Raw genomic sequence first — 18,345 nt, 5'->3', positions numbered from 1 at the left:
GGCCGCAGCGAAAGGCCATGGTTGCACAGGCCGCTGCGGTCCCACCACACCCCGAACCGGGTGGTCACGCTCTAGCGCAGCGGTGGCAACCCCATGCGTCGCCGGGCGCGATGCAGTGAGCCATTGCGCACTGCCCAGCGCAGCAGCGGCACGCTGCGCTTGACGCTGGAGCGGATCAGCTGCCGCTGCAGGCTGCCCAGGTTCAGGCCGAGCAGGTCCGTGGCCCAGTCCGGCAGCAGGTCGACGCCGGCGCGCATCATCAGCAGCCCGAAGGGCTTGGCGAGGAAGCTGGGAGCCGGCGCGTTGAACAGCACGCTGACGACTTCGCGGGTGCGCTCGTCGTAGCGCAGGTGCGGGCGCATGCGCTGCAGGTAGGCGGCCACCTCGGCTCGGGAGCGGGGCACGTTGCGCGCGCCGAGGCGCTCCGCGATGAGCGCGATTTCGGCGTAGTAGCGGTCCTGTTCCTCGCCGGAAAGCTCCGGGTTGAGGTAGCGCAGGTGGGAGGCGAGGAAGCAGCTGACCTCGGCGACGTGCACCCAGGTCAGCAGGTCCGGATCGCTCGCGGCGTAGGTGCTGCCATCGGGTAGCGTGCCGTGGACGGCGTCGTGGATGCGCCGCACACGCTCGATCAGCTTCTCGGCGTCGCCGCGCGAGCCATAGGTGGTGGCGGAGATGAACTGCCCGGTGCGGCGCAGGCGGCCGAGCATGTCGGCGCGGAAATTGGAGTGATCCCAGACACCGCCCAGGGCGGCGGGGTGGAGCATTTGCAGGAGCAGGGCGCTGATGCCGCCGATGAGCATCGAGCTGAAGTCGCCGTGGACTTTCCAGCACACGGAATCCGGCCCGAACAGGCCGGGGTCGCCCTTGGGCGATTCGAAGTCGACCCCGCCCAGGGCGAGGCCGGTCAGGCTGAGTACCTGGCTTTCGATATGACGGCGAACGGTTTCCATTGCGGCGAACAGGCCTCGGGGCAAGACGACAGGTCTGTACTGCTAAACCTAGCATCTTTGCGGCCGAGGCCTGTAGCGCGCGTCAACGGTTGAGGCGGTTGTCGATCAGCCCCTGGACCACGCTGGGGTCGGCCAGGGTCGAGGTGTCGCCGAGGTTTTCCAGCTCGTTGCAGGCGATCTTGCGCAGGATGCGCCGCATGATCTTGCCCGAACGGGTCTTGGGCAGGCCGGGCGCCCACTGCAGCATTTCCGGCTTGGCGAAGCTGCCGATCTCCTTGCTCACCAGGGCCAGCAGTTCCCGCTTGAGCGCATCGCTAGGCTCGATGCCGTTCATGGTGGTGACGAAGGCGTAGATGCCCTGGCCCTTGAGGTCGTGCGGGTAGCCCACCACCGCGGCCTCGGCGACCGAGTCGTGCAGCACCAGCGCGTTTTCCACCTCGGCCGTGCCGATGCGGTGCCCGGAAACGTTGATCACGTCGTCCACACGGCCGGTGATCCAGTAGTAACCGTCCTCGTCGCGGCGGGCGCCGTCACCGGTGAAGTAGTAGCCGGGGTAGGGCTTGAAGTAGGTATCGATCATCCGCTGGTGATCGCCGTAGACGCTGCGGATCTGGCTCGGCCAGCTGGCTTTCACGGCCAGTACGCCGGCGCCCGGGCCGTCGATTTCCTTGCCCTGCTCGTCCAGCAGCACCGGCTGCACGCCGAAGAACGGGCGGGTCGCCGAGCCCGGCTTGAGGTCGGTGGCGCCGGGCAGCGGGGTGATGAGGATGCTGCCGGTCTCGGTCTGCCACCAGGTATCGACGATGGGGCAGCGCTTCTCGCCAACCACCTCGTAGTACCACTCCCAGGCTTCCGGGTTGATCGGCTCGCCCACCGAGCCGAGCAGGCGCAGGCTGCTGCGCTCGGCCTTGCGCACCGGTGCGTCGCCTTCGCGCATCAGCGCGCGGATGGCGGTGGGGGCGGTGTAGAAGATGTTCACCTGGTGCTTGTCGATCACCTGCCAGAAGCGCGAGGCGTCCGGGTAGTTCGGCACGCCCTCGAACATCAGGGTGGTGGCGCCGTTGGCCAGCGGGCCGTAGACGATGTAGCTGTGGCCGGTGACCCAGCCGACGTCCGCGGTGCACCAGTAGACGTCGCCGTCGTGGTAGTCGAACACGTACTTGTGGGTCATCGCGGCGCCCAGCAGGTAGCCGCCGGTGGTGTGCAGCACGCCCTTGGGTTTGCCGGTGGAGCCGGAGGTGTAGAGGATGAACAGCGGGTCCTCGGCGTCCATCGGCTCCGGCGCGCAGTCCTCGCTGGCCTCGCGCAGCGCCTCGTGGTACCAGATGTCGCGGCCTTCGACCCAGGGGATTTCGCCCAGGGTGCGCTCGACCACCACGACGGTGGAGACGTTCGGGCAGTCGGCCAGGGCCTTCTCGACGTTCTTCTTCAGTGGGATGTACTTGCCGCCGCGCACGCCTTCGTCGGCGGTGATCACGGTGCGGCAGTCGGCGTCGTTGATGCGATCGCGCAGGGCATCCGGAGAGAAGCCGCCGAACACCACCGAGTGGATCGCGCCGATGCGCGCACAGGCGAGCATGGCGTAGGCCGCCTCGGGAATCATCGGCATGTAGATGCACACCCGGTCGCCTTTCTCCACGCCCCGGCTCTTGAGCACATTGGCCAGGCGGCAGACGTGGCTGTGCAGCTTGCGGTAGGTGATGTTGGCGGATTCGCTCGGGTTGTCGCCTTCCCAGATGATCGCCACCTGCTCGCCGCGCTGCTCCAGGTGGCGGTCGATGCAGTTGTAGGTGACGTTGAGCTGGCCGCCCTTGAACCAGGTGGCCTGGCCTTTCGCCAGATCACCGTGGTGCACCGAGTGCCAGGGCTTGAACCAGTCGAGGAAGGCCTTGGCCTGTTCGCCCCAGAAGGTGTCCGGGTCGTCTACCGACTGCCGGTAGAGGCGCTGGTAGGCGTCGTTGTCGAGGTAGGCACGCTGGCGCACGGCCTCCGGCACGGGGTGAAGGCTGATCTCATGCATGGGGAATCCTTGTTGTTGTTTAGCCGAGATGCCCACAAGGGTGCATCCAAGACCAGGCGGGTTCAAGGGTTGTCCATGGTGTTTCGACGCGCCAGCGGGGTGGAGCGTTCAGGGGCGGCATATTCCAGCTGGGCGGCGACCAGTTGCCGGGTCGCCTCCCCATAGCGCCGGGCGATGGCGTCGAGGCTGCCGTCCAGCGTCTGCATCGCGGTGGCGCCCAGGCCAGGCAGGGCCGGATGGCCGCCCGCCGGTTCCGGCAGGAACAGCAGGCCGGTGGCGCTGGTAACCGGATGTGCGGCGCTGCCCTGCACGTCGCTGCGGAAGGTGCGGGCCCAGGCATCCGCCGCCAACGCCAGGCTGACTTCGTCGAAGCCCGGCTCCAGGGGAGCGCTGAAGACCTCGTGATTCCAGCGGGCAAGCGTGTTGCCGGCGGCGGTCAGGTAGCCGCTGGCGCCCAGGCCGAAGCGCTGGCTGTCGTGCCGGGCGGACCAGCCCTGCACGCCGAATTCGCCCGCGAGCGCGGCCGCCCTGGGTTGACCGGCGATGGCCTGGACCAGTGCCAGCGATACCGGGAGCGCGGCGGTCACACCGGCGGTGGTGATCAACTTGCCGTCGACGACGTAGCGGCGATTCTCCTGCCAGTGGGTGTCCGGATAGTCCGCCAGGCGCTGACGTCGCGAGTACCAGTGGCCGGTGGCGCGCCGTCCGTGCAGCAGGCCGGCGTTGCCCAGCACCAGCACGCCGTCGCAGACGCCGATGACGGTCGCGCCCTGCGCCGCCTGCGCGCGGACGAAATCCAGCAGGGCGGGGTCCTGGCTGTCGTGCACGGCGGGCACGATCAGGTAGTCCACGCCTTGCGGGTAGCGCCGCGTGAATGCCTCTACCGTGGCCTGCGGCTGGAGGCGCAAGGCCGGCATCAACTCGACCGCTCCCGGGCCGGTCGCCAGGGCGAACACCTCCGCCACGGCGGCGCGCCGCAGCACGCCAAGCGGGACGACGTAGTCCACCAGTTCGGTCATGTGGTTCTGGGCGACGACCGCGATCACCGGGCGCTCCCGGCCGAAACGCGGCTGATACGGCGCCAGCTCCTCGTCGTCGGCCCGAGCGGCGTGCAGCGGCAGTAACAGGATGAGAAGCAGCAGGGCGATGCGCATGGTGGTCTCCGGCGTGGGAGTTGCCAGCGTGCCGTGAAGAGCGTTGTCACTTCTGACGCTAATGGATGAATATCTGCCAATGTCTTCCAGGGAGTTGCCCTGATGCGTGCTCCTCACACGGTGCTGTTGCTGGTCTTCCCGGATTTCCAGCTGCTCGATGCCACCGGCCCGGCCGACGTGTTCGCGGCCGTGGACGAACATCTGCCGCCAGCGAAGCGGCCGGCCTATCGCCTTGAGGCGCTGTCGCCCGCGGGTGGTCTCGTGCGCTCCAGCACCGGGCTGGAGCTGGCGACCAGGGCCCTGCCGGAACCCGAGCAGGCGGCGGGCTGTACCGTGCTGGTCGCCGGGGGCTTCGGTGTGCAGGCGGCCCTGCAGCAGGGCGATCTGGCGCGCTGGCTGGCGCGGGCCGCGCCCCATGCCACGCGCTGCGCCTCGGTGTGCACCGGTGCCTTCCTGCTGGCCCAGGCCGGGCTGCTGGACGGACGTCCGGTGGTGACCCACTGGCGCTACGCCCAGTGGTTGCAGCGGCTGTTTCCTCGCGTGCGGGTGATGCCGGACGCCCTGTTCGTGCGCGACGCGCAGTTCTACAGCTCGGCCGGCGTTACCGCCGGCATGGACCTGTGCCTGAGCCTGGTGGAGGAGGACCACGGCCGCGAGGTGTCGTTGCAGGTCGCTCGCGGCCTGGTGATGTACCTGCGTCGCCCCGGAGGCCAGCGTCAGTTCAGCGCCGAGTTGCTGGCCCAGCAGGCGCCGCCCGGTGGACAGATGGAGCGCCTGGTGGCGTGGTTGCGGGAGCGGCTGGGGCAGACGGTGGACGTCGAGGAGATGGCCGCGCAGATGGCCATGTCCTCACGCACCCTGCATCGGCATTGCCAGGCGGAAATGGGCATGACCCCGGCGAAGCTGCTGTTGCAGTTGCGTCTGGAGCGGGCGAGTCAACTGCTGGAAGGGGGAGAGCCGGCGCTCAAGCGTGTGGCGCAGCAGGCGGGCTTTGGCAGCGAGTACAACTTGCGGCGCGCCTTCGTCCAGGCACTGGGCGTGACGCCGGGAGAGTATCGGCAGCGCTTCTGCCGTTAGGCGCGGGACGGATGCGCAGGGCGCGCCCCCGTCCGCTTCGCCGTCAGCCGCGGTGACGACCGCGGAAGAAGTCGATCAGGCCCTGGGTGGAGCCGTCTTCGGCGGCGCTTTCCTCGCTGCCGACCAGGCGGCCATAGACGGCCTTGCCCAGCTCCTTGCCCAGCTCCACGCCCCACTGGTCGAAGGCATTGATGCCCCAGAGGATGCTCTGCACGTAGACCTTGTGCTCGTACATGGCGATCAGCGCGCCCAGGCGGCGGGCGCTGATGCGCTCCAGCACCAGGGTGTTGCTCGGGCGGTTGCCCGGGATCACCTTGTGCGGCGCCAGGCGTTGCACTTCAGCGTCGTCCAAGCCCTTGGCACGCAGTTCGGCCTCCGCCTCGGCGCGGCTCTTGCCGACCATCAGCGCCTGGCTCTGCGACAGGCAGTTGGCGTACAGCCACTGGTGGTGATCGGCCACCGGGTTGTAGCTGGACACCGGGACGATGAAGTCCGCCGGGATCAGGTGGGTGCCCTGGTGCAGCAACTGGTGGTAGGCATGCTGGCCGTTACAGCCCACGCCGCCCCAGATCACCGGGCCGGTGCCGGCGGAAACCGGGCTGCCGTCCTGGCGCACGCTCTTGCCGTTGGACTCCATGTCCAGCTGCTGCAGGTGGTCGGTGATGTTCCGCAGGTAGTAGTCGTACGGCAGGATCGCGTGGCTGCGCGCGCCCCAGAAGTCGCCGTACCAGACGCCGAGCAGGCCCAGCAGCACCGGAATGTTCTTCTCGAACGGCGCGGTCAGGAAGTGCTGATCCATGCTGTAGGCGCCGGACAGCAGCTCCTTGAAGTTGTTGATACCCACCGACATGGCGATCGGCAGGCCGATGGCCGACCACAGCGAGTAACGGCCGCCCACCCAGTCCCACATGGGGAAGATGTTCTCGGCGCGGATGCCGAAGGCGGTCGCGGCTTCCTTGTTGCTGGAAACGGCGATGAAGTGACGGTACAGCTCGGCCTCGCTGCCACCCTGGGCCAGGTACCAGGCGCGGGCGGCCTGAGCGTTCTTCAGGGTTTCCAGGGTGCCGAAGGATTTCGACGAGACGATGAACAGCGTGGTCTCGGCGTTGAGCTTGGCGGTCATCTCCCGGAATTCGCTGCCGTCGATGTTCGCCAGGTAGTGGCAACGCACGCCTTTCTGAGCGAACGGCAGCAGCGCCTCGGAGACCAGTTGCGGGCCAAGGAACGAGCCGCCGATGCCGATGTTCACCACGTCGGTGATCGGCTTCTCGGTATACCCGCGCCACAGGCCGTTGTGCACGGCGGCGACCAGTTCGGTCATCTGGTGCAGCACGCGGTGCACCTCGGGCATCACGTCGACGCCATCGACCATCACCTTGTCGCCGATCGGTCGGCGCAGCGCGGTGTGCAGCACCGGGCGGCGCTCGGAGGCGTTGATCACCTCGCCGCGGAACATCGACTGGATGGCTTCACCCAGTTTCGCTTCCTCGGCGAGTTTCACCAGCAGGTCGAGGGTGTCCTGGCGAATCAGGTTCTTCGAGAAGTCGAGGAACAGGCCACAGGCGCTGAGGGAAAAACGCTTGAAGCGCTCCGGGTCCTCGGCGAATGCCTCGCGCATGGTGAAGTTCTGCAGATCCTGGCGGTGGGCGGCCAATGCCTGCCAGCTCGCCAGTTGGGTGGCATCCAGCGGGGTGAGGTGGTGTTCCATGACATACCTTCGGGTAAGACGTGCGTGTTTGAACGTGCTTTCGAGCTGGAAAAAAGCCCGGCGGTTCCGGGCTTTTCTCGTCGGTTCAGGCGAGCTGGACCGGGATGGCGTTGCTGGTGTGGCTCAGTTCGTTGCCAGGGGCCATATACAGCATGCGCGGCTTGAAGTCCTCAAGTTCGGCGTCGCTGAACTGAGCGTACGCGCAGATGATCACCCGGTCACCCACTTTGGCCTTGTGGGCGGCGGCGCCGTTCACGGAAATCATCCGCGAACCGTCCTCGCCACGGATGGCGTAGGTGGTGAAGCGTTCGCCGTTGTCGACGTTGTAGATCTGGATCTGTTCGTACTCGCGGATGCCCGCGAGATCGAGCCATTCGCCGTCGATGGCGCAGGAGCCTTCGTAGTCGAGCACGGCGTGGGTGACTTCGGCGCGGTGCAGTTTGGCTTTGAGCATGATGCTCTGCATGGCGTGGCTCCTGTTTTTCTTCTGGTCGAGGAGAGCGGGGCGAGTATGCCCGAGCACCCGGAGTCGCTCAAGGCTGCGGCTGGCGCGGCTTCGAGGCGAAAATTCGGGTGTCGGGCAAGGAATCAGTCGATGTGAAAGGCGAGGTTGTCGATCAGCCGGGTAGTGCCCAGGAAGGCGGCCACCAGGATGACCAACTGATGGTCTTGCGCCGTCGCCGGGCGCAGGCCGACGGGCTCGCGGACTTCGAGGTAGTCGATGCGCAGGCCGGCGTCTTCGATCTGCTGGCGGCCCTGGGCGAGCAGCGCTGCGTAGTCGCGTTCGCCCTGGCGGATGCGTTCGGCCACTTGCTGCAGGGTGCGTTGCAGGATCGGTGCGATGCCGCGCTGCGCCTCGGTGAGGTAGCCGTTGCGCGAGGACAGCGCCAGGCCGTCTTCGGCGCGCACGGTGGGCTCGCCGAAGATCTGGATCGGCAGGTTCAGGTCACGCACCAGCTTGCGGATCACCGCCAGCTGCTGGAAGTCCTTCTCGCCGAACAGCGCCATGTCGGGCTGGACCATGTTGAACAGCTTGCAGACGACGGTGGCGACGCCATCGAAATGACCCGGGCGGCTACCGCCGCACAGTCCTTCGGACACACCGGTCACGTGCAGGCGGGTCTGGCCGTCCATGCCGTCGGGGTACATCTCCTCGACGGTGGGGGCGAACAGCAGGTGGCAGCCGGCGTCGAGCAGCTTCTCCTGGTCGGCGGCGAGGGTGCGCGGGTATTTATCGAGGTCTTCGCTGGGGCCGAACTGCAGCGGGTTGACGAAGATGCTCGCCACCACGAAGTCGGCGCGCTGGCTGGCCTTGGTCACCAGCGCGGCGTGGCCGGCGTGCAGGTTGCCCATGGTCGGCACCAGCGCGATGCGCTTGCCCTCGCTGCGCGCGCGCGCCACGGCGGCGCGCAGCTCGCGGACTGTCTTGACTGTATTCATCAGGCGAAACCGTGCTCCGGGCCGGGGAAGGTGCCGTCCTTCACTGCCTTCACATAGGCGGCGAAGGCGGACTGGATGTCCGGCTGGCCGTCGAGGAAGTTCTTCACGAACTTCGGCGAACGGCCGGACAGCGACAGGCCCAGCATGTCATGCATCACCAGTACCTGGCCGTCGGTGCCGGCACCGGCGCCGATGCCGATGACCGGAATCTTCACCGCTTCGGTGATTTCCTGGGCCAGCGCGGACGGTACGCACTCCAGCAGCAGCATGGCGGCGCCGGCCTGCTCCAGGGCGATGGCGTCGGCGCGCAGCTGGCGCGCCTGGGCTTCCTGGCGCCCCTGGACCTTGAAGCCGCCGAACAGGTTGACCGCCTGCGGGGTGAGGCCCAGGTGCGCGCACACCGGGATGCCCATCTGGGCCAGGCGGGTGATCGGCTCGGCGAGCCAGGCGCCGCCTTCGAGCTTGACCATGTGGGCGCCGGCCTGCATGACCTTTACCGAGTCGCGCAGGAGCTGGTCCAGCGAGGTGCCGGATTCGAACGGCAGGTCGGTGACGATCAGCGCGCCCTTGTTGCCGCGCTTCACGGCGGCGGTGTGGTAGGCCATGTCCTCAACGGTCACCGGCAGTGTGCTGTCGTGACCTTGCAGCACCATACCCAGGGAGTCACCGATCAGCAGCATTTCGGCACCGGCCAGGCTGGCCGTGTGGGCGAAAGTGGCATCGTAGGCGGTCAGCATCGCGATCTTTTCGCCGCTTTGCTTGAGACCTTGCAGGGTGGTCAGGGTGACATCAGGCATGAAAGTGTCCTCGGTTCTGCGCCGGGCAGGGGCAAACGGGGCCCTATAGTCCGGATCGAAAAAGGCTAAGTCAATTGCAGGTGTTACCGGACTGTTACGGCGTTACTGCCAGTGCGCCCCACGCCTGGGGCGCAGCATGCCTCAGGACAGGCGTTCGAGGCCGCTGAACGGACAGGCGGCGAGCAGCTCGGGCAGGGTGCGCCCGTCGGGCAGGCGCAGTTGCGGGGCGAGGTCCGCCAGCGGGTAGAGGACGAAGGCGCGGGCGTGCATATGGTAGTGCGGCACGGTCAGGCGCGGATCGTCGATCTGGCGCTCGCCGAATAGCAGGATATCCAGGTCCAGGGTGCGCGGACCCCAGCGTTCGTCCTTGCGCACGCGGCCCTGCTCCTGCTCGATGGCCTGCAGGGCGTCCAGCAGGGCCAGCGGCTCCAGGTCGGTATCCAGGGCGGCCACGGCATTCACGTAGCGCGGCTGGTCCGGCGGGCCCAGCGGGTCGCTGGCATACAGCGGGGAGACCACCGCCACCTTGGCGGCGGGAATCTGCGACAGCGCCTTCAGCGCGGCTTCCAGCTGCTGGCGCGGCTCGGCGAGGTTGCTGCCGAGCCCGATGTACACGCGTTCGCTCATTCGCTGCTGGCGCCTTCGGTGCGCGGGCCGCGACGACGGCGGTTGCTGCCACCGCGGCGGCGTTTGCGTGGGGCGGCGGTTCCGGCCTCTTCCTGCTGGCTGGCAAGGTTGCGGATCATGCCGCGGCGTTCGCCGTCGCTGGCGTCCTGGTAGTCGGTCCACCAGTCGCCCAGGCCACCGGTTTCCTCGCCGGCGCTTTCGCGCAGCAGGAGGAAGTCGTAGCCGGCGCGGAAGCGCGGGTTTTCCAGCAGCAGGTCGGCCTTCTTGCCCTGGCGGCGCGGCAGGCGCTCCTGCATGTCCCAGATCTCACGGATCGGGATGGTGAAGCGCTTGGGCACCGCGGTGCGGCGGCATTGTTCGAGGATCAGTTCGTGGGCGGCTTCCTGCATCGCCGGGATCGGCGGCATGCCGCGGTCCTGCAGCTTCAGCACGCGGGCGGGCAGGGCCGGCCAGAGCAGTGCGGCAAAGAGGAACGCCGGGGTGACCGGCTTGCCCATGCGGATGCGTTCGTCGGTGTTGGCCAGGGCTTGGCGCATCAGCTTGCCGGCGTACTCGGGGTCATCCTTCAGGGCCTTGGCGCTCGCCGGGAACAGCGGGGCGAACAGGTCGTACTCGTTGAGCAGTTCGAAGGTGCGCTCGGCCTTGCCGCTGAGGAACAGCTTGAGCACTTCGTCGAACAGGCGCGCCGAGGGAATCTCGTTGAGCAGCGGCGCCAGGCGGCGAATCGGCGCGGCGCTGTGCTTCTCGATCTCGAAGTCCAGTTTGGCGGCGAAGCGCACCGCGCGCAGCATGCGCACCGGGTCTTCGAGGTAACGCTGCTCCGGGTCGCCGATCAGGCGGATCAGGCGATTGCGGATGTCGCGCACGCCGTGGGCGTAGTCGAGGATGCGCTCGCCGGTGACGTCGAAGTACAGCGCGTTGATGGTGAAGTCGCGGCGCTGGGCGTCGTCTTCCAAAGTGCCGTAGACGTTGTCGCGCAGGATGCGGCCGGCTTCGTTACGCGAAGCGTGGGCGTTGTTCTCGTCGTCTTCGCTGACCGGGTGGTTGGCGCGGAAGGTGGCGACCTCGATGATCTCGCGGCCGAAATGCACGTGGACCAGCTTGAAGCGGCGGCCAATCACCCGCGCGTTACGGAATTCGGCGCGCACCTGCTCGGGGGTGGCGCTGGTGGCCACGTCGAAGTCCTTGGGGGCAATACCCAGCAGCGGGTCGCGAACGCCACCGCCGACGATGTACGCCTGGTAGCCGGCCTTGGTCAGGCGCTCCACGACGTTCACCGCATTCCTGCTGAACTGTTCCCGCCGCAGCGAGTGCTGATGATTGCCAACGACTTCCGGAGTAGTGCGGACGGCGCGCGGACGGCGCAGTGGGGATCGGATGGACTGGATCAGCTTTTTCAGCATGTGTGCACTGTCGGGAATGGGTCTATGGATGGCATACGCAAGTCTCGGCAAGCCGCGTGTTCACGGCGCTTCCTGGAGGATAGCGGGTGTCTGCCGCCGCCTGGAAACAATTGGCAGCAAATCGGGGGCCGATTGCGCCGCGGCGATTCTAGCATCGTGGGGTGGGATGATGAAGAAAACTGAAGAAAGGGACTTGCGGGGAGAAGGGGAGAGGGTGTAGCGAAAGCTACTGGGGGAGCCGAGGCTCCCCCCCAAATAGGTGCGTGCTTTGTTTTTATTATGTTTACCGGGCTTGTTGTTTTTGTTTGTAGACCCGTCCCTCGAAGCTACCTGCTTCGGGGAGCCTTCCACACATGGAAGGTTTCAATAGCAAACGGATTGCTTTGGTCGCTGAGTGAGCAATGATCTTTCGATCCAACCAGTTTTGCGTGCTGCCTCAGGGCAGTTTTATTCTTCTTGACTGGTTGCGGGACTGGTCCCGACGGCTACCCTTCTCCAAAAGAATCAGTTAGCTGCGCCTCCGCGATCTTGTTTTTGTTGTGCTGGAGTCGTTTCGTCTTGTTCTTATTGTGAGTGGTCGTGCTTGTTATTGTTGTTGTGCCAATAACAAAGCAGATGCCGTGCCAACTTTTGCGAATCCTTATTTTTCAAGGGTTTGCGAGGTTTCGCTCTCCCGCGGCGGGCACAAAAAAGCCGGGTTTTCGTTACCGATGAACCCGGCTTGTTACGGAGCATGTCCCCCCGGTAACAGTGTGGGGGCTGTTACGAGTCCGCCGCGGCCCCCGATTTGCGGCGCGGAATGCCCAGGCGCTGGCGACGTTCCCACAGGCACTTGCGGCTGATACCCAGCTTGCGGGCCAGTTCGGTCTCGGTCATGTGGTCCTGGTGCTCGAGGACGAAGTGCTGGAAGTAATCCTCCAGTGACAGGTCCTCGGTGGGCTCGTGGTTGCTGGCGCTGCCGTTGGTGGGACGCAGGTCGCCGTCGTCGCCGAAGTCGTCGTCCAGGTCGTCCAGTTCGATGTCGATACCCAGCAGGTCGGCCGGGATTTCCTGGCCCTCGCTGAGGATCACCGCGCGCTCGATGGCGTTTTCCAGCTCACGCACGTTACCCGGCCATGGGTAGTGACGGATGGCCTGTTCGGCTTCGTGGGAGAAGGTCAGGGCCGGGCGCCCCATCTGCGAGCACTGGCGCGCCAGGAAGGAGCGCGCGATTTCCATCACGTCCGCGCCACGCTCGCGCAGCGGCGGCAGTTTCAGCGAGATGACGTGCAGGCGGTAATAGAGGTCTTCGCGGAACTGGCCGGTCTTGGCCAGCATTTTCAGGTCGCGGTGGGTCGCGGCGATCAGGCGCACGTCGACCTTCTGCGACTGCACCGAGCCGACGCGGCGGATCTCGCCTTCCTGCAGCACGCGCAGCAGGCGCGCCTGCGCTTCGAGCGGCAGTTCGCCGATCTCGTCGAGGAACAGCGTGCCGCCATCGGCGGCTTCGACCAGGCCCGCACGGCCCGCGCTGGCGCCGGTGAAGGCGCCTTTCTCGTGGCCGAACAGTTCGGATTCGATCAGGGTTTCCGGGATCGCCGCGCAGTTCACCGAGATCAGCGGCGCCTTGGTGCGCTTGGACAGGTTGTGCAGGGCGCGGGCGACCAGTTCCTTGCCGGTGCCGGACTCACCCTGGATCAGCACGTTGGAATCGGTGGGCGCGACCTTGCGGATCTTGGTGTACAGCTCCTGCATCGGTGGGCAGGAACCGATGATGCCGATCTCGCCGTCCGCGGCGGCGGTGTTACCGCTGCTGCGCTCCGCGGCCTTGGCGTTACCGCGGGCTTCGGCGGGGGCGTTACGGTTCTCCTGGCGGTCCTTGAGGATGCGCGCCACGGCCTGGAGCATCTCGTCGTGGTCGAACGGCTTGGCGATGTAGTCCACCGCGCCCATCTTCATCGAGTCCACCGCCGAGCGCAGGCTGGCGTAGCTGGTCATGATCAGCACCGGGGTGCCCTGGGCCAGCTTGATCAGTTCGGTACCGGGGGCGCCGGGCAGGCGCAGGTCGCTGACGATCATGTCGAACGACGGAATGCTGTAGCGCTCCTGGGCCTCCTGCACCGAGCCAGCTTCGCTGACCTGGTACTGGTTGCGCTCGAGCAATCGTCGCAGGGCGGAACGGATGATGGTTTCGTCTTCGACGATGAGGATATGTGCCATGTATTCAGCTCTCTCGACGTGCTCGTTTACTGCTCGGCCGTCGGGCCAGGATGCCGCGGCAAGGTGACGCTGATGCGGGTTCCGCATTCGCGTTCGGGGTCAGCCGGGCTGTCTATGGTGATTTGCCCATAATGCTCTTCCACGATCGAATAGACCAGAGCGAGCCCCAGGCCGGTTCCCTTGCCCGGGTCCTTGGTGGTGAAGAAGGGCTCGAACAGGCGGTCGATGATCGACTTGGGAATGCCGCTGCCTTCGTCCTCGACGATCAGGTCGATGGCCTGCTCGGACGCTTCGGTGCGCACGCGGATCGCGCCGTTGGGCGGTGAGGCGTCGCGGGCGTTGGACAGCAGGTTGATCAGCACCTGCGCCAGGCGCTGCGAGTCGCCTTCCACCCAGTGTTCCGGGTTGCACAGGTTGAAGAACTGCACGTCGACGCTTCGCTTGTTCAGCGACAGCAGGCCGATGGCCTCCTGGGCGACGTCCGCCAGGCACACCGGCTCGGCCGCCACCTGCTTGCCGCCGGCGTGGGCGAAGCTCATCAGCGACTGCACGATGCGCGAGACGCGCTTGGTCTGTTCGAGGATCTGCCCGCTGATCTCGGTCAGCTCGCCATCGCCCTCGCGTTCTTCCCGCAGGTTCTGCGCCAGGCAGGCGATGCCGGTGATGGGGTTGCCGATCTCGTGGGCGACGCCGGCGGCCAGGCGGCCGATGGAGGCCAGGCGCTCGGAGTGGATCAGCTTGTCTTCCAGGGACTGGGTTTCGGTGAGGTCTTCCACCAGCAGCACCAGGCCGCTGTTACCGGGGGCAAGTGGTTCCTCGATCGCCGCCTTGTGCAGGTTGAGCCAGCGGGTCTGCCCCTCGATGGACAGGCGCTGCTTGTGCAGGTGCTCGTCCGGCGCGTCGATGAAGCCTTCCAGCAGCCCGCGCCAGGGTTCGGGCAGGGCGGCCAGGCGCGAGCCGACCACGCGCTGCGCGCTGACGCCGGTGAGTTCCTCGATGGCGCGGTTCCACATGAGGATTTCCTGGTCCTTGGCCAGCGAGCAGACGCCCATGGGCAGGTCCTGCAGGGTCTGGCGGTGGTAGCGGCGCAGGGTGTCCAGCTCGGCGGCGAGGCCGGTGAGCCGGGAGTGGTAGTCCTCCAGGCGGCTTTCGATGAAGTGGATGTCCTCGGTGACGTAGCTTTCACTGCTGGCCTTATAGGGCAGGAAGGTTTCCACCATGTCCTGCGCCACGCTCGGGCCCATCAGCCCGGAGAGGTTCGCTTCGATGCGGTCGCGCAGGCGGCGCAGGGCGTAGGGGCGGCGTTCGTCGAAGGGCAGGTGCAGGTCGCGCAGGGCCTGTTCCACCTCGCGCTGGGCGGTTTTCGCGCCCAGCGGCTTGGCCAGTTGGCTGGCGAATTCCTGTGGCGACACGGCGATCAGCTCGCGGCGCTGCGGGCGGCGGACGTTGTCCACGGCGCAGGCTTCGGCGGCGCCTTTCTCTTCGTCGCTGGCTTCGGTGAACAGCGAAACCAGGGTGAACACCAGCACGTTGGCCGCCAGCGAGGCGAGCGCGGCGAGGTGCCAGGTGGTGTCGTCGAGCACGTAGAGCGAGTTGAACAGCGGCAGGTAGATGCTCTGCAGGTTCGCCACCAGCGGGGTGAGCATGGTCGCGCCCCACACCAGCATGCCGGCCACCAGGCCTGCGATGAAGCCGCGGCGGTTGGCGGTCGGCCAGTAGAGCACGGCCAACGCGCCGGGGAGGAACTGCAGGGTGGCGACGAAGGAGACGATGCCGAGGTTCGACAGGTCCTGCTCGGCGCCCAGCAGCAGGTAGAAGGCATAGCCGGCCATGATGATCGCGGCGATCAGCGCGCGGCGGGTCCACTTCAGCCAGCGGTAGATGTTGCCTTCGGCCGGCGGCTGGTAGAGCGGCAGCACCAGGTGGTTGAGCACCATGCCCGAGAGGGCCAGGGTCATCACGATGATCAGGCCGCTGGCGGCGGAGATGCCGCCGATGAAGGCGGTCAGCGCCAGGGCGGGGCTGTCCACGGAGATGCCCAGGCCGAGGGTGAAGTATTCCGGGTTGGTCGAGGCGCCCAGGTGCAGGCCGGCCCAGAGGATCGGCGGCACCGCCAGGCTCATCGGCAGCAGGAACAGCGGCAAACCCCAGCTGGCGCTGAGCAGCGAGCGTGGGTTGAGGTTCTCGGTGAAGGTCATGTGGAACATGTGCGGCATGACGATGGCGGCGGCGAAGAACACCAGCAGCAGCGTGCGCCACGGCCCTTCGGCCAGCGGCGTGTGCAGGGTGCTCAGGGCTTCCTGGTTCTGCAGCAGCCAGACTTCCAGGCCGTCCGGCCCGCCGAACACGCCATAGAGGGCGAACAGGCCGATGGAGCAGAGCGCCACCAGCTTCACCAGCGACTCGAAGGCGATCGCCATCACCAGGCCTTCGTGGCGCTCGCGGGTGGCGATGTGGCGCGCACCGAAGAGGATCGCGAACAGCGTGATCAGCGCGCAGAACGCCAGCGCCGCGCGGTTGGGCTCCGATTCGCGGGTGAGGATGCTGATCGAGTCGGTCACCGCCTGGATCTGCAACGCCAGCATCGGCAGCACGCCGATCAGCATGAACAGGGTGGTCAGCGCGCCGGCCCAGGTGCTGCGGAAGCGGAAGGCGAAGAGGTCGGCCAGCGACGACAGCTGGTAGGCCCGGGTGATGCGCAGGATCGGGTAGAGCAGCACTGGCGCCAGCAGGAAGGCGCCGGAAACGCCCAGGTAGATCGCCAGGAAGCCGTAGCCGTACTGGTAGGCCAGCCCGACCGTGCCATAGAAGGCCCAGGCGCTGGCGTACACGCCCAGCGAGAGGGTGTAGATGAGTGGGTGGCGCACCAGCCGGCGCGGAACGAAGCCGCGCTCGGTGATCCAGGCGACGCCGAACAGAACCATCAGGTAGGAGGCGCTGATCAGGATCAGCTGGGTGAGGCTAAAGCTCGTCAGCATCGCGCTGGCTCTGCAGGATGAAGGTGACGACGATCAGGATCAGCCACAGCAGATACGGGCGGTACCAGGCGCCGTGGGGATCGATCCACCAGTCCATGATGGCCGGCGAGAACAGATAGATGCCCACGACCAGGAGCAGCACCAGTCGGTAGATGTACATGTCGTCTCTCTCTGGGTTCGGCGGGCAGGCTACCTGTGCGCACAGTCGCCGGCAAGCCGGCCGCCGGCCCGCCTTGCGCCGAATGCTCGGCAGGTCCTGTAGGAGCGAGCTTGCGCGCGATCCCGAACCCCGCTGTGGGGCTTGTTTGCGCAAGCTCGCTCCTGCAGCAAGGCAGTCCGCGCGCAGCAGCCTTGCTTCAACAGTCTAGAGCCGTGCGTCTTCCAGTGTCAGGCAATGGGGGATGGCGTCGGCATTCCAGTGCTCGATGCCCCAGGCCAGCACGTCATGCGGCGTGGCCTGCCGCAGCTCGGCGGGCGGCTGCTGGCCCAGCGCCCTGAGGGCGCGCTCCAGCAGCGGCGCGGCCTGGTCGGCTTCGAGCGGCGGCGAGCGGTAGGACTTGCCGAGCTTGTGCCCGTCGGGCTGGATGATCAGCGGCACGTGCAGGTAACGCGGGGCGGCGATGCCCAGCAGTTCCTGCAGGTAAAGCTGGCGCGGCGTGTTGTCCAGCAGGTCGGCGCCACGGACGATGTCGGTAACACCCTGCCAGGCGTCATCCAGCACCACCGCCAGCTGATAGGCGAACAGCCCGTCGCGGCGGCGGATGATGAAGTCGCCGACGTCGCGGCCCAGGTGCTGGCGGAACTCGCCCTGCAGGCGGTCGGTGAAGCGGTACTCCAGCTCCGGCACGCGGATGCGGATGGCGACGTCACCGTGCCAGTCGTGCTGGGCGTCGCGGCAGGTGCCGGGGTAGATGCCGTGGCTGCCTTCGAGCTGCTTGCGCGAGCAGGTGCAGGCGTAGGCCAGGCCGCTGCGCAGCCATTGCTCGACCTGGGCGGCGTAGGCCTCGCCGCGCTCGCTCTGGCGCTCGACCGGGCCGTCCCATTCGAAGCCGTATCGTTCGAGGGTGTCCAGGATGGCGGTCTGGGCGCCGGGCATTTCGCGCGGCGGGTCGAGGTCTTCCATGCGCACCCGCCAGGTGCCGCCGACGGCGCGCGCATCCAGGTAGGACGCGACCGCCGCCACCAGCGAGCCGAAGTGCAGGTAGCCGCTGGGCGTGGGGGCGAAGCGGCCGACGTAGCGGGAGGCGGGCATGGCGTCTCCTGGGCTTTCTATTAAGGGTGGGGCGCACAAACGAAACGGGGCGCCGCAGCGCCCCGTTCGGGATCAACTAGGCTCAGGAGCCCAGCTGCTTTTCCTTGATTTCCGCCAGGGTCTTGCAGTCGATGCACAGGGTGGCGGTGGGGCGGGCTTCCAGACGGCGAATGCCGATCTCGACGCCGCAGGAATCGCACCAACCGTAGTCGTTGTCTTCGATCAGCTGCAGGGTTTCGTCGATCTTCTTGATCAGCTTGCGCTCGCGGTCGCGGGCGCGCAGTTCGAGGCTGAACTCTTCTTCCTGGCTGGCACGGTCGGCCGGGTCCGGGAAGTTGGCCGCTTCGTCCTGCATGTGGTGCACGGTGCGGTCCACTTCTTCCATCAGCTCAACTTTCCACTTGTTGAGGATGGAGGTGAAGTGCGCGCGCATGCGATCGCTCATGTACTCCTCGCCCTTGGTTTCCTGGTAGGGCTCGAAGCCACGAATCAGTTGGCTGCTCTGTTGTTTTGCTTTGGTGGGCATGGATGACCGCCTCTCACTCTCGCTAATCCTCTCGCGGATGGTCCCTCTCCGGCACCGCCGGCCCCGCGCTCGCAAGCGGGCGAACTTACCAGAACGATTCCCGGGACGCTACTCCCGGTTGTCGAGCCTGACAGTGCCCGCACATACCTGATCGCCAGTTGGTCGACCCGTTGGTCACAGCCAGCGGGTTTGTCGACAAACCGTTGCAGGATCG

General features: G+C 66.8%; 15 protein-coding genes. 1 reads left to right on the top strand and 14 read right to left on the bottom strand.

The window, feature by feature from the left end; translation table 11 throughout:
* Positions 1 to 71: 71 nt before the first annotated feature.
* The 3 genes from N0B71_RS03915 to N0B71_RS03905 all read right to left on the bottom strand — a co-directional run bounded on the left by N0B71_RS03915 (position 72) and on the right by N0B71_RS03905 (position 4,124).
* Positions 72 to 950 (bottom strand): oxygenase MpaB family protein, encoded by an 879-nt coding sequence (locus tag N0B71_RS03915; RefSeq protein WP_259757391.1) that lies wholly within the window; start codon positions 948 to 950, stop codon positions 72 to 74.
* An 82-nt stretch (positions 951 to 1,032) separates the two neighbouring features.
* Positions 1,033 to 2,970: an acetate--CoA ligase gene (gene acs, locus N0B71_RS03910; protein WP_259757390.1), complete on the bottom strand. Its 1,938-nt coding sequence runs from the start codon at positions 2,968 to 2,970 to the stop codon at positions 1,033 to 1,035.
* A gap of 62 nt (positions 2,971 to 3,032) precedes the next feature.
* A complete protein-coding gene (locus tag N0B71_RS03905; RefSeq protein WP_259757389.1) occupies positions 3,033 to 4,124 on the bottom strand; it encodes a DJ-1/PfpI family protein in 1,092 nt (363 codons plus the stop codon).
* A gap of 102 nt (positions 4,125 to 4,226) precedes the next feature.
* Between N0B71_RS03905 and N0B71_RS03900 the strand changes: the two genes are divergently transcribed.
* Positions 4,227 to 5,201, top strand: coding sequence for a GlxA family transcriptional regulator (locus N0B71_RS03900; protein WP_259757388.1), 975 nt, complete (start codon positions 4,227 to 4,229; stop codon positions 5,199 to 5,201).
* 43 nt (positions 5,202 to 5,244) lie between these two features.
* Here N0B71_RS03900 and pgi read toward each other — a convergent pair whose 3' ends face one another.
* The 11 genes from pgi to dksA all read right to left on the bottom strand — a co-directional run bounded on the left by pgi (position 5,245) and on the right by dksA (position 18,131).
* Positions 5,245 to 6,909 (bottom strand): glucose-6-phosphate isomerase, encoded by a 1,665-nt coding sequence (pgi, locus tag N0B71_RS03895; RefSeq protein WP_259757387.1) that lies wholly within the window; start codon positions 6,907 to 6,909, stop codon positions 5,245 to 5,247.
* Between the two features lie 85 nt (positions 6,910 to 6,994).
* The gene (gene panD, locus N0B71_RS03890; protein WP_259757386.1) at positions 6,995 to 7,375 is read right to left on the bottom strand and encodes an aspartate 1-decarboxylase; all 381 of its coding nucleotides are present in this window, start codon (positions 7,373 to 7,375) and stop codon (positions 6,995 to 6,997) included.
* 122 nt (positions 7,376 to 7,497) lie between these two features.
* The gene (gene panC / locus N0B71_RS03885) at positions 7,498 to 8,349 is read right to left on the bottom strand and encodes a pantoate--beta-alanine ligase (RefSeq protein ID WP_259757385.1); all 852 of its coding nucleotides are present in this window, start codon (positions 8,347 to 8,349) and stop codon (positions 7,498 to 7,500) included.
* Positions 8,349 to 9,146, bottom strand: coding sequence for a 3-methyl-2-oxobutanoate hydroxymethyltransferase (gene panB / locus N0B71_RS03880; protein WP_259757384.1), 798 nt, complete (start codon positions 9,144 to 9,146; stop codon positions 8,349 to 8,351). Before panB ends, panC begins: the two co-directional genes overlap by 1 nt.
* A gap of 141 nt (positions 9,147 to 9,287) precedes the next feature.
* On the bottom strand, positions 9,288 to 9,773 hold the full coding sequence (gene folK, locus N0B71_RS03875; RefSeq protein WP_259757382.1) for a 2-amino-4-hydroxy-6-hydroxymethyldihydropteridine diphosphokinase: 486 nt from the start codon (positions 9,771 to 9,773) through the stop codon (positions 9,288 to 9,290).
* Positions 9,770 to 11,176 (bottom strand): polynucleotide adenylyltransferase PcnB, encoded by a 1,407-nt coding sequence (locus N0B71_RS03870; protein ID WP_259757381.1) that lies wholly within the window; start codon positions 11,174 to 11,176, stop codon positions 9,770 to 9,772. The genes folK and N0B71_RS03870 overlap by 4 nt, the downstream gene beginning before the upstream one ends.
* 762 nt (positions 11,177 to 11,938) lie before the next feature.
* Positions 11,939 to 13,375, bottom strand: coding sequence for a sigma-54-dependent transcriptional regulator (locus N0B71_RS03865; RefSeq protein ID WP_259757380.1), 1,437 nt, complete (start codon positions 13,373 to 13,375; stop codon positions 11,939 to 11,941).
* A 26-nt stretch (positions 13,376 to 13,401) separates the two neighbouring features.
* A complete protein-coding gene (locus tag N0B71_RS03860; RefSeq protein WP_259757379.1) occupies positions 13,402 to 16,353 on the bottom strand; it encodes a sensor histidine kinase in 2,952 nt (983 codons plus the stop codon).
* Positions 16,337 to 16,513, bottom strand: coding sequence for a hypothetical protein (locus N0B71_RS03855; protein ID WP_015478907.1), 177 nt, complete (start codon positions 16,511 to 16,513; stop codon positions 16,337 to 16,339). Before N0B71_RS03855 ends, N0B71_RS03860 begins: the two co-directional genes overlap by 17 nt.
* Before the next feature lie 204 nt (positions 16,514 to 16,717).
* A complete protein-coding gene (gene gluQRS / locus N0B71_RS03850) occupies positions 16,718 to 17,605 on the bottom strand; it encodes a tRNA glutamyl-Q(34) synthetase GluQRS (protein WP_259757378.1) in 888 nt (295 codons plus the stop codon).
* A gap of 82 nt (positions 17,606 to 17,687) precedes the next feature.
* Positions 17,688 to 18,131 carry an RNA polymerase-binding protein DksA gene (gene dksA / locus N0B71_RS03845; RefSeq protein ID WP_015478905.1) on the bottom strand — a complete coding sequence of 148 codons (444 nt, stop codon included), beginning with the start codon at positions 18,129 to 18,131 and terminating at the stop codon, positions 17,688 to 17,690.
* Positions 18,132 to 18,345 lie beyond the last annotated feature (214 nt).

The sequence above is a fragment of the Pseudomonas sp. GCEP-101 genome, from assembly GCF_025133575.1.
GTDB lineage: Bacteria > Pseudomonadota > Gammaproteobacteria > Pseudomonadales > Pseudomonadaceae > Pseudomonas > Pseudomonas nitroreducens_B.
This window is presented reverse-complemented; position numbering and strand designations above follow the sequence as displayed.